The 12,547-nt window shown below is 38.7% G+C and carries 10 protein-coding genes; 1 reads left to right on the top strand and 9 read right to left on the bottom strand.

Annotated elements, in window-relative coordinates; all coding sequences use genetic code 11:
• Positions 1–13 precede the first annotated feature (13 nt).
• The 8 genes from AC13EX_RS23220 to AC13EX_RS23255 form a co-directional block, all read right to left on the bottom strand.
• Positions 14–862, bottom strand: a complete 849-nt coding sequence (locus tag AC13EX_RS23220) for a prephenate dehydrogenase (RefSeq protein WP_482894535.1) — start codon at positions 860–862, stop codon at positions 14–16.
• Positions 859–2,019 (bottom strand): pyridoxal phosphate-dependent aminotransferase, encoded by a 1,161-nt coding sequence (locus AC13EX_RS23225; protein WP_482894536.1) that lies wholly within the window; start codon positions 2,017–2,019, stop codon positions 859–861. Before AC13EX_RS23225 ends, AC13EX_RS23220 begins: the two co-directional genes overlap by 4 nt.
• The gene (locus AC13EX_RS23230; RefSeq protein ID WP_482894537.1) at positions 2,019–2,846 is read right to left on the bottom strand and encodes a prephenate dehydratase; all 828 of its coding nucleotides are present in this window, start codon (positions 2,844–2,846) and stop codon (positions 2,019–2,021) included. Before AC13EX_RS23230 ends, AC13EX_RS23225 begins: the two co-directional genes overlap by 1 nt.
• A gap of 97 nt (positions 2,847–2,943) precedes the next feature.
• The gene (locus AC13EX_RS23235; protein WP_482894538.1) at positions 2,944–4,173 is read right to left on the bottom strand and encodes a 3-phosphoshikimate 1-carboxyvinyltransferase; all 1,230 of its coding nucleotides are present in this window, start codon (positions 4,171–4,173) and stop codon (positions 2,944–2,946) included.
• A 59-nt stretch (positions 4,174–4,232) separates the two neighbouring features.
• The gene (aroB, locus tag AC13EX_RS23240; RefSeq protein WP_482894539.1) at positions 4,233–5,270 is read right to left on the bottom strand and encodes a 3-dehydroquinate synthase; all 1,038 of its coding nucleotides are present in this window, start codon (positions 5,268–5,270) and stop codon (positions 4,233–4,235) included.
• Between the two features lie 241 nt (positions 5,271–5,511).
• Positions 5,512–6,618 carry a chorismate mutase gene (locus tag AC13EX_RS23245; protein ID WP_048642257.1) on the bottom strand — a complete coding sequence of 369 codons (1,107 nt, stop codon included), beginning with the start codon at positions 6,616–6,618 and terminating at the stop codon, positions 5,512–5,514.
• A 389-nt stretch (positions 6,619–7,007) separates the two neighbouring features.
• Positions 7,008–8,366, bottom strand: a complete 1,359-nt coding sequence (locus tag AC13EX_RS23250) for a hypothetical protein (RefSeq protein ID WP_482894540.1) — start codon at positions 8,364–8,366, stop codon at positions 7,008–7,010.
• Positions 8,359–9,426, bottom strand: a complete 1,068-nt coding sequence (locus AC13EX_RS23255; protein ID WP_482894541.1) for a nucleoside hydrolase — start codon at positions 9,424–9,426, stop codon at positions 8,359–8,361. Before AC13EX_RS23255 ends, AC13EX_RS23250 begins: the two co-directional genes overlap by 8 nt.
• A 558-nt stretch (positions 9,427–9,984) precedes the next feature.
• Between AC13EX_RS23255 and lysS the strand changes: the two genes are divergently transcribed.
• Positions 9,985–11,706 carry a lysine--tRNA ligase gene (lysS, locus tag AC13EX_RS23260; RefSeq protein ID WP_482894542.1) on the top strand — a complete coding sequence of 574 codons (1,722 nt, stop codon included), beginning with the start codon at positions 9,985–9,987 and terminating at the stop codon, positions 11,704–11,706.
• Positions 11,707–11,975: 269 nt separating this feature from the next.
• Here the strand turns inward: lysS and AC13EX_RS23265 are convergent, their stop codons facing one another.
• On the bottom strand, positions 11,976–12,458 hold the full coding sequence (locus AC13EX_RS23265) for a DinB family protein (protein ID WP_482894543.1): 483 nt from the start codon (positions 12,456–12,458) through the stop codon (positions 11,976–11,978).
• Between the last annotated feature and the right edge of the window lie 89 nt (positions 12,459–12,547).

The raw sequence follows: 12,547 nt of genomic DNA on the forward strand, positions 1-12,547 counted from the left end.
CCATACTTTCAATTTATTCCTTAAAATCCAAGATATTCCTAATTTTATTGGCTTCTCTCATATCGACCTTTAACCCTTCAGAATCATCATTTGCAATTCTATTTCTAAAGGCTGTCAAATGGTCAATATAACTGTCCAAGGCTTCCAATACATTGGTTTTATTTTCCAAAAAAATTGGTCCCCACATTTCAGGAGAACTTTTAGCCAATCTCACAGTAGAGGCAAACCCGCTGCCAGCCATATCTAAAATATTTCTCTCATCTGCAGTTTTATCAATAACCGTCTTTCCCAATACAAAGGAGGTCGCATGGGACAGGTGAGAAACAAATGCCAAATGAAGGTCATGGTCTCTTGGATCCATGAAGCGTAAACGTAAGTTTAAAGCATCAAAAATATCATAAGCCATCTTCTTAAGGTGAACATCTGTCTTTTCCATTTCACAAATGATCATGACCTTCCCGTCGAAAAGATCCACTTGTGCTGCTTTGGGGCCTGAGTTTTCTGTTCCAGCAATCGGATGAACTGCTAAGTATTGTGCCCTTTTGGGATGCTGACTTACCTGTTGGCAAAGTTGGTCTTTTGTGGAACCAAAGTCCATTACCAAAGTTTTCTCTCCTACCTTCGAAAGTGTCTTATCTAAAATTTCAAACAAGGTATCCACAGGTGTTGCCAAAATCACAATATCTGTATCCTTATCTGGCTCAGGTAGAGCTTTGGATATTAGTTGCATTTCCACAGCTACACCTAAACTTTCACTGTTCGAATCGAAACCAGTGATTTCTAATTCAGGAAAAATTTTCTTGGCTGCCAGTGCGAAAGATCCACCCAGCAGGCCTAAACCTATGATATGTATTTTTTTCATGGCATTTTATAGTTTTTTAACCTTGTAATGGCTTCCTCCATTTTATCCTCTCCTACACATAATGAAAACCGAACATAGGATGCTCCATTGCTACCAAAAATAAGCCCCGGTGTAATGAAAATATCGAAATCATAAAGCAGTTGGTCCACTAGATCGGTAGCCGTTCTACCCTCGGAGACTTTACCCCATACAAATAAACCAACAGCATCATTCTGGACTTTAAGCTGCAATAACTTGGCCATTTCCAATACAAGGTCTTTCCTTCTAGAATAAACTTTATTCATAGACTGGGTCCAGGTATTGCCTAAGTTCAAAGCAGCAACAGCCCCTTCTTGAATCCCTAAAAACATACCGGAGTCCATATTACTCTTAACCCTCAGTACAGCAGCTAGGTAATCACTTCTACCAGCCAACATGCCTACTCTCCATCCTGGAATATTGTATGTTTTGCTAAGAGAATTTAATTCCAAGGCATGATCTATTGCGCCAGGTATTTCCAACAAACTTTTAGGTTCTTCATTCAGAATAAAGCTATAAGGATTGTCGTGAACCAACAGAATATTGTTCTCTTTCGCAAAATTCACAAGCTTAATAAATAAGGCTTCACTCCCTATTGCACCCGTAGGCATATGAGGGTAATTCACCCACATTAATTTTACTTTCGTAAGGTCTGCTTGACTCAATGCCTCCCAGTCTGGTTCCCAATTATCCTCTTCATTAAGTGAATAATAAATGGGCTTGGCATTTAGCAGTTTGGTGACTGAGGTGTAAGTAGGATATCCAGGATTGGGCACCAAAACCTCATCACCTTCATTTAAAAAAGCCATTGAAATGTGCATGATTCCTTCTTTAGACCCCATCAAAGGCAAAACTTCAGAAGAAGGATCAAGGGTTACACTATAATTCCTTGCATAAAACGCGGCGATGGCATTTCTCAATTCATTGGTCCCTTGATAAGATTGGTACCCATGTGCAGAGGGAGAGGATGCTGTCCGCTTTAATGCTTCAATAACACTATCATCTGGCGGAAGGTCAGGACTACCTATCCCCATATTGATAATCGGCCTCCCACTTTCTCTAAGTTGTTGGACCTCTTTTAGTTTTTTAGAGAAATAGTATTCTTTAACTTCTCCTAACCTATCGGAAAAACCTTTCATTATTTTCTGCTTTGATATGTTCCAAAAATCTTAACCGAACCGTATTCAGAGGCGATTAAATCCATCGCATGATTAAATTTCTCAACATCAGAAATAAGTGTATCGATAAAAAATGAATACTCCCAAGGCTTACTCATCACAGGGATAGACTGAATTTTAGTCAAATCAAGGTCATTATCACTCAAAACAGTTAGCAATTTAGCTAAACCTCCTTTTTGATTTTTAATTGTAATCTTCAAACTGGCTTTGGTTGGTGCCGCATCACTTACCGGCTTGTCTTTTTGCAGAATTATAAACCTGGTAAAGTTATTTTTAACCGTTTGAATATTTTCAGCTAACAGTTCCAACCCATAAAATTCCGCGGCTTTTGGACTTGCCACTGCGGCTAAACCTTTGATCTTTTGCTCTGAAATAATCTTGGCGACATAGGCCGTATCAACATCATCTATTGGGTTTATAGATGGATGCTCAGCAAAAAACTTTTTGCATTGCAATAATGCCATGGGATGCGACCTGGCTTCAGTAATTGCTGACAATTCCTGTCCAGGCAAAGCCATTAGATTGTGTGAGATGGGTAAATAATACTCATCTGAGACGAAAAGTTCGTGTCTGTCTATTATATCATAATTAGGCAAGATAGCACCTGCGATAGAATTCTCTATGGCCATAACAGCCACATCCACTACTTGGTTTTCAACATTTTTGGCAACTTCTTCAAAAGTGTTGTATCCAAATACTTCAATATTCTCTCCAAAGTATTGTTGGGCTACTTGGTGATGAAAAGAACCTAGAACACCCTGTATTGCAACTTTTAATTTCTTTTCCAAAATCAAATCTATTAAGTGGATTATTTTGAATATTCAACGCACTATATTGAATCTAACTACCAAAACTACTCAGACTCAGCTAGTCTGGAAGAAAAACCTATTCATTATTATATTCTGGTACAATCTCCAGCAATGAACAATGTTTCCAAAAACTTGGATACGACTTGTTTACCACTTCAGGATCGTCTATTACCAGTTTGGTTCTGGTTATCAAAGGCATAAATGCCATTGCCATTCTATGGTCATCATAAGTGGCAATTCTTACTGTTTCGGGAATAATTGTTGCAGGCACAAGGGTAAATACGCCTGGTTTTCGTTCTTCAAGTAAAGCACCAATTTTAGCCAATTCTTTTTGTAAGGCATCGATCCTGTCTGTTTCCTTTATCCGCAAACTTTCCAGTCCAGTAAAATCAGATGTTTGTCCTGTTAATGCACAGGTGACGGCCACTGTTTGCGCCAAATCAGGGCAATGTGTAAAGTCGAAAGATGACAAACCGGTAATTTCTTTTTTTCTCAGGATTACTCCATCGCTTTGAAATTCACTTTCGACGCCAAGTTTATCCATTATGTCGACGATTTTGGCATCTCCTTGTAAACTCTCTGCTTTGAGGCCTTTAAGGTACAATTCGCCAGCATCAGCACAGGCCAATAAACTAAACCAATAACTTGCGCCGGACCAGTCACTCTCTACTGAAAAGGTGGTGGCTTGGTATTTTCCTGGTGCTATCCTAATCTGACTTCCTTCAAAAACATAATCAACACCGAAGGCCTTCATTAATTCAAGCGTCATGGTGATATAGGTTCTTGAACCAATTTTACCGGTGAGGTCAAGCACCAATCCATTTGGTAATAATGGGGCATTCATCAATAAGGCAGAAATATACTGACTACTAACGTCCCCTCTAATTTCAATTTGATTGGTTTTTTGACCTGAAAATCCTTCAATAGACAAAGGGGGGTATCCCTCTTTTTTAAGATAAGTAATGCTTGCTCCAAGTTCCTTTAAAGCATCTACCAAAATACCAATAGGTCTTTCACACATCCGAGCAGTACCCGTCATGGTTTTTTTCCTATTGTTCAGTGCTGCATAGGCTGTCAAAAACCGCATGGTCGTACCTGCATCCAACACATCATAAGTAGCCGGATCTTCCTTGAGTAACCGAATCATGGTTTGTGTATCTCTAGCCTCAGCCAGATTAGAAAGTTTATTCTTCCCCTCGGTAAGGGCATCGATGATCAAAACCCTATTGCTTTCACTTTTGGATGAAGGTAGTGGAATTTGAACTTGACCAAACGAACTTTTTTTTGGCAGTACTATTGTATTCATGGAATTTTTTAAACTTAAAATTTGAAGGCTTATAACAACAAAGGGGTTTTATATGGCTTTTAACCTTCCAGTTGATTGTAGTAATCCATAGCTTCCGCAATGGCTTCTTTACCAATAACTATATTGAAATCACAATCTCCAATTCTCCTTAATAAGGAAAAATTAAGCACGTTCCCTTCGTTTTTCTTGTCCTGAAAACACAGGTCAATGATTGTATCGAAATCCTTTTTATCAATGTGGACCTTCCCAAATACTGCCAATAATTTTTGTTGAATGATTTCAAGCTGCTCTTTTGGCAATCTTAAAAATTTATGCGAAAGATAAGCTTCAGCTATCATGCCTACGGCTATGGCCTCTCCATGAAGAAGATGAGATGGTGTATCCAGATAATGTGATTCGACAGCATGACCTATAGTATGTCCAAAATTCAGGATTTTCCTAAGGCCATCTTCCTTTGGGTCTTTGTCTACCACTTCCCTTTTTATCCCAACAGATACAGAGATAATGTCTTTCCAGGCTTGGGTTTGCCAATTCTCTGTTTTAAGGCTGTTAAAGTAATTTTCATTCCTTATCAAGCCATGTTTGATCACCTCGGCATAGCCAGAACGCAATTCAGGTTCAGGCAAGGTTCCTAGGAATTCATCACTAATCAGAACTCCTTCTGGTTGGTTAAATACTCCAATATGATTTTTGAATCCCTTAAAGTCAATCCCTAGCTTTCCACCTACACTTGCGTCCACCTGAGAAAGCAAGGTTGTTGGCAAATTTATAAAGCGAATACCTCGCTTATAAGTACTTGCACAAAAACCTCCCATATCCCCTGTAACCCCTCCACCAATATTTAGGATAAGTGTTTTACGGTCAAAACCATTCTCAGTCATCCATTCCCAGATGTTCACACAGGTATCAAGTGTTTTATGCACCTCACCTGCTTCAAAAGTAAAACTGGTATGTTCTGGAAGATGATTAGAGATTAAAGGGTAACAGTGTTTGATGGTATGACTATCCATGATTACCCCAAGTTTGGAGTATTTCTTTGAATCGAGAAACCGAACCAAATCCTGTGCTATTCGGGATGAAAATATTATTGTTTCCAAAATCTGTTTTTTTGTAAAGGTAAAAATTAAACCCGTTTTTATCTCTTAAAAGGAATGGATAGTAAAAGGATATTTCTACTTATAATTTCCACTCTTTGAAGATCAGGTTCTTGTATCCAATTCAGGAAAAACAATCCTGTTTTGGGCAGACTATACCTTAAACCTTTTTCTAATATTAGGCTAAGAATACAATCAAAATAAACCAATCAACATTTATTTAAGATAAAAACGGGCTTAACAATCAAACTGATTTCTTTGCAGAAACGTTATCTCTCAATTTCTTTTCCTGACGCTTTACTGACTCTTCATGAATGCAATAAAGTAATTCCTTCATGAATTTTTCGCTAAGGTTTTTCTCCATTCCACTAATGGTTCTAGATTCCATCACTTGCTTCCAACGGTCTGCCTGAAAAACAGTAAGATTATTGTCTCTTTTGTGCTCACCAATTTGATCTATAATAGAAAATCTTTCCGCCAAAAGGTCTAACAATTGATCGTCCAAATGATCTACAGCATTTCTAAGATCCTGCAATTTTTCTGAAGGATGTTCAACTTGGATAGGGTGTTTGAAATCAATTTGATCCAATATTTCTCTCAATTGCTGAGGAGTTACTTGCTGTTTCGCATCACTCCATGCATTGTCAGGATCGTGGTGTGTTTCTATCATCAATCCGTCAAGCCCGAAATTAATCGCACGCTGAGCAGTTTCAAGAATACCTTTTCTATTACCTACAATATGACTAGGATCGTTGATTACCTGCATTCCTTTCCACAACCTTTTCAAATGAATTGGCATTGACCAATTGGGTTTGTTACGGAATTTCTTGTCATAAGCATCACTGAATCCCCTATGGATGGCAGCTAGTTTGTTTACGCCTACAGCTTGAAGTCTTTCTAAAGCACCTCTCCAAAGTTCCAAATCAGGATTCATTGGGTTTTTAACCATAACAGGGATATCAACCCCCTTAAGTGCGTCAGCAATTTCCTGGACAGCAAATGGATTCACTGTAGTTCTAGCACCAATCCATAGAATATCAACACCATGTTTTAAGGCAGACTCTACGTGAGATGCATTTCCTACTTCTGTGGTAATAGGAATATGAAGCTTCTCTCTTACGATTTCCATCCACTTCAAGCCATCTTCTCCAATACCCTCAAAGCTTCCTGGTCTAGTTCTCGGTTTCCAGATTCCTGCCCTGAATACATCAGGTATAACATTGGCGGTGATCATATCCTGGCAAACCTTTTCGATTTGCTCAGGGGTTTCTGCGCTACATGGTCCTGCAATAATCAGGTGCTCATTTTTTAGACCTAAACCCCAGTCTTTTGTTTGTAAGTGATTTTCCATCTCTTTATTCTCGGTTAAATATTAAAATAAAAAAGCCCGATTCTTTCGAATCGGGCTTCTATGTTTTTTATCTTTTGTTATTTTTTATCAAGACAATACGCAGCTCCGATTCGACTTAAGGGACGAAAGTAAAAGTAAAAGAAGCTAAAATAGGTAGCTGCGTGATTTTTCATGCGTCAAATGTAACCTATCCCCCTTTAAAAATCAAATAGTTATTGATATTTTTAACCTTTAGTACAGAATTAAATATTCTGCTAGTCTTCTACCTATTCCGAAATACTGAATTATTAAACCCGAAATAGGCTTTAGCTTTAAGAATTTATGCTCAAAAAGAGGTAAATAGAGACTTTAAATAACGAAAATGGAATTATCCACCCAACGAAAACCTCTTATTTCTTTCCCGATATCATTTTCCTAAACGCAGCAAGAGGCTCAGCTACAGAAGTAAGGTAAACTGGGTTTTGGGTACCTCCCTGCTTATCAAAACACTCATATGGCGCACCAAAATCAGCTCCTTTGCGGAAATCATTTTCTTTTAGCTCCTCGATGTACTCATTGGCCAATTGCTTGGCAAGCTCCGGACTGCTATAATGAAGAGCAAAAGCTACCCAAGCAGTAGGGGTTCCCCAATAGGCGCCGTTCTGATAGGTGTTTTTGGCTGCCAAAGATTTTTCCCAAACCTTATTCTCATCAAAATCATGGTCTGTGGGCACATGCCTGATATTCCCTCGATAAGAAATGGTACCCTTTTTATAAGCATTCGACAATACCTTGCTGGCAGAACTTAAATCCTCTCCCTCCAAGACTCCCAAATAAATGGCAAGGGAAGTACCCCACACATCGGGTTGAGCACTTAATATAGTAGATGCTTTTAAAAAGCCGCTTTCATCTTTGAAAACAGAAGGTATGTTCTTCTTAATGGTAATGGCTATTTCCTTGTATTTTTCTGACTGCTCCGAGCGATCCAGTAATTCAAAAAGTTCAGAAAGCTGCATAGCAGACCTAAACTTTAATAAAGAGGGATAAAGTAATTCGCCTGTAAGTTCAATCGCATCTCTAAAACCAAAATCTACTCCTCTAAATCGATCTGAAGCATAAACCAAATGATTATCCAATACTGAAGGTGGAACATGAAAAGCCAAAGTTAGCCTGTCTATTAATTTCATTCCATTGATCTCTTCTGATAGAATCCCAGTTTCCCCCTTAGATTTGGCGTAATAATGGGCCATATGTACAAACATAAACTGATCCCCATATGGAGGGAGACTTCCCCATCTCTCTGTTCCTTGATCAGCATAACTGTAAGTGCCAGGGAAATAAATAGGAAGACCATCATCAATTCTAATATGGTCAGCTATCGAACCTACTGGTACCATACTCCCTCCAGTAGTGATCCAGCTTTGGTTTGCCTGGCTTTTGGCTGTGAGCAACAACATGTGCTTTTGCGCCTCTAGAGAAACCAAGTCAGTTTCTAAGGCCATCGCATAATCTCTAATCCAAAAAGACGGATAGGCATTTCTTCCTCCTGGTCTAATTAATAATCCACCGCTATTATTTGCCCCAAACACTTCAGAAATAAATTGACCTGGATGAATACTGGATTCTTCAAGAACAGCTATGGTTAATTGTTCCAAAAATTCCAATTGATCTTTTGATAAAACATCAACCTTATTGTTCGCTTGCCCATAAAGCAACTGAGAGCTAAACCAAAACAAGCACCCCAATAATACTATTCTTGACCTACTCATCTATAAATGTGTTTTGAGGTTTTGTACCAATGGCAAGATTCAGGTAGTTGGCAAAGTCCTTTGCAACATTTTCCCTTTGCACAATAAAGTGGTGTAAGGGGTTTACTTTGTCTGAAACCCACTTACTACCTTTTTTAAGATCGAAAGTCAATGCACCTGAACTCAATTCTTCAAGAAAATCCCCTTGGCCTATTACCGCATAATAAACAGTAGCAAGATCCCAACTGGGCCTTTCATCTCTAATCATTTTTCCTTCTACATTCCAAAGCCAGTCCCTATAGGCTGCCCTAAGGATATTTCCAGCCCTTGAGCTTTCTAGGGATTTCCCGGTATATACCTCCGCTCCTGAATCAACAAAATAGGTCGGTTTCGGAAAATGGTCTATCAGGTAATCTGTGTAGGCAGCGGTATTGTTTTTAAAAAAATTCCAATCCTGCACCATCTTCCCTTCTGTATTGGATGCACCGAGGGCGCCTAGTGCCACCCATCTTTTCACTTTCTTTGTGATCAATTCTATGCCACTCATTGGTGAGTGCTTATCGGGCTTGGAGTTTAAGAGCTCATACAAACCTTTGGTATGACCAATAGTAATATAAGTAACAGAATTATCAGGTGAATCCACCAAAAGTTTCCGACTTAGTGCAGTTTGTTCTGTAGCATCTTTATTGTGTATGATCTTATTTTTATAGGCTGCCGTATCTTTGGCAAGCTTCTCTGCCTGCATTTTATCCCTTGGATCTCCAAAGCTAAGGTCATGACTTGCTCCTACTGGTATATCAGGTCTACCATAATATACATTTATGGCATCAATTATACCTGCACCATAAGGGACTTTGCCAGAACTGTAGATTACACCAAGAATTTCGACCTTACCCTGGTCTGCATAATGATGCAGTAAAGCCATTGCTCCAACATCATCGCAATCTGACCCCATATCGGTATCCAATATAACTTTCTCTCTTTGTGCAATAGTATCATGACCCTGAAATGTCAGAAATAAAAGGCAGAGCTTACAAATTAAACTACATGAATACTTAGTGCTATTTAAAAATTTATGCATGCTTATGGATTTATTACTGACTTAAATCTAAATAGTAAACAGCTATTATTTAATACCCTGACAGCCTTAATGAGGCAATGTCATCAGCCATTTTAACTTCAATTATCTCTAAATTTAGGTATTCCGTATTAAAATCAAAGGTGCTGAAATCAATAGTTAGGTGATAAAATCGCAGCTCAAATCCTGTCATTAGTTGTTTTTTTGGTATCTTTGCGCTCTGAAAATGAGAATAAAACCTGATTTTTCTTTTGATATTCTGGGAATTGTATTTCTTCATCTCAAAATAGGTGAATTGTAAAGACTGGAGAAGTTGCTTGTGGGAAGAGGTTACCCTTTTATTTAAAAGGTATGTTGATTCGATCAAACTTCCATTCCAATTCAAACAACCCATTATAAAGCTTATTATTCGGGAGGTTTTCTTACCGAGTATTATTGACAAAAGGATATAGATTGGCCTGCCATTTATTGAAAACAGGCTGGTTTTGAAGGGAATTCTTTAAATTAATCAAATAGAAAAGCGCTAAAAACTATCAAAAATAGCATAACTGATATTTACCCATGCAATTACTGAACGAACAGGAGATAGAGAGACGAAAAGACCGGGAGGCATTAATTAATCTGGGAGTTGATCCTTACCCCGCTCTTTCTTACCCAATCAATGCCAACGCGGCAGATATTCATCAAAATTACGCAAATCGTAAAAACGATTATAAAGCCATCAGTATTGCCGGAAGGTTAATGACCCGAAGAATTATGGGCTCGGCTAGTTTTGCAGAAATACAAGACAGTACCGGCAGGCTTCAGATCTATGTAAGAAGAGATGATCTTTGCCCAGACGAGGACAAAACCCTTTACAATACTGTATTTAAAAAACTATTGGGGATTGGTGATTTCATTGGACTTAAAGGATTCATCTTCACCACTCAAACGGGAGAAATTTCTTTACATGTTCAGGAATTCACTTTATTGTCTAAATCAGTAAAACCGCTACCTATAGTAAAACGGGATGATGATGGCAATGTCTTTGACGGATTTACTGACCCTGAACTTAGGTACAGACAACGATATGTGGACCTAATAGTTAATCCTGAAGTAAAGGAGACTTTTGTTACCAGGTCTAAAATTATTTCAACCATGCGTAATTATTTTGATGACCATGGCTGGATGGAAGTGGAGACACCAATATTACAACAGGTACATGGTGGGGCTGCAGCCAAACCATTTGAAACCCATCATAACGCATTGGATACCCCCTTGTTTCTTAGAATAGCCAATGAGCTTTATTTAAAGCGATTGATCGTTGGTGGCTTTGAAGGCGTTTATGAAATAGGAAAAATGTTCCGAAATGAAGGCATGGACAGGACGCACAATCCTGAATTCACCTCCATGGAAATCTATGTGGCCTACAAAGATTATATATGGATGATGGAAATGGTTGAGAAGCTCATCTCACAAATTGCTACTCGGGTACTAGGTACTACCCAAGCAAAAGTTGGTGATAAGGTAATTGAGTTTGAAGGCCCTTATAAACGATTGTCCATGTTTGAATCCATTCAGGAATACACTGGCATAGACGTCAGCCAAATGGATGAAAAAGCTTTAAGAGAGGTCTGCAAGGACATGGGTATAGAGGTGGACAACAGTATGGGTAAAGGTAAACTGATCGATGAGATCTTTGGTGAAAAGGTAGAAGAACATCTGATTCAGCCTACCTATATTACTGACTACCCTATAGAAATGACACCTCTTGCTAAAAAACATAGGAGCAAGCCAGGTTTAGTGGAAAGATTCGAGTTATTTGTCAATGGTAAAGAGATCGCCAATGCCTATACCGAGTTAAATGACCCAATTGACCAAAGGGAAAGGTTTGAAGACCAACTTAAGCTAGCTCAAAGAGGAGATGACGAAGCCATGGCTATGGACGAAGATTTCCTAAGGGCACTTGAATATGGCATGCCTCCAACATCTGGATTAGGTATAGGGATAGACCGACTCTGCATGATGCTTACCAATCAAAGCACCATTCAAGAAGTATTGTTCTTCCCGCAAATGAAACCAGAGAAAAAAATAAAAGTAGCCACAGATGAGGAATTTATAGGCTTAGGGATTCATCCAGGTCTTGTTCCCGCCATCAGGGAGCTGAATATCTACACCATTGAACAACTGAAAGGGCTCAACCCCAACAAACTCTTCAATGATATTTGTGGAAAAAAGAAAAAGTTAAAACTTGACGCTCCTAATCCAAGCAAAGAAGATGTTGCTAACTGGATAAACGCTTAAATTAAAAGCCCGAAACATTAATTGCTTCGGGCTTTTTTATGATTTCACTTTTCAATCTAAAAAAGACCGTCCTCGTCTGCTTTTTGCTTGATAATTTTTTAACCCGGATTATGTAATAGGATTCGTAATGAGTGTTGCAATCGAAAGAAAATCAGGCTGTTTGGAGATTTTAACATAGCACCGCTATGATGAAATTGAAAACAGCAACGAAGTGGCTGATTTTGAAGCGATTTCTGCACGTAATAGATTGTCTATTGCATATTTCGGGTTTAATGTTCCCAGAAATTCGGCGGTACCAAACCCAAAGCTCGTAGATATACATACCCTTGCCCTCTATGATGTATTTCATTATCGATAAAGTACATCAAAGAACAATAAACTTTATTTTCATATTGCCCAAAGGCTTTCACGGTATCCTGAAAATCCTCCGTTGATAATTTCGGAAACCATTCGTCAATCTCTAAAGTAGCCTGATCCCAGAGCTCCAATAACCTCTCTTTGCTTTCTTCTACAGAATGGTCTTCCACAAGTGGCTGCCATTCCCTTGTAACCAGGCCTTTTATTCCCGGGCCAGCTATTCCCAGTAATTCCTGAACCATCACCCCAAAAGGGCGCATTTCGCCTAAAGAAAAATGAAAAAGTTGCTTTTCAGGAAATGCCTCAATTACACGACGCGTTAAGCCACGATGACCCTGCCAATGTTTTAATAATTGCTCTTGTGAAATGATCATTTGAAGTTCTTTGGTTTGCATGATACAGTATGTTTTTTGTGAACAATAGATTATAAGACAAACTTATCTACCCTTTGTGACAGCCCTATGTCAGTAGGTTTTTAAAAAAT

The organism is Cyclobacterium sp. L-R (assembly GCF_056859355.1).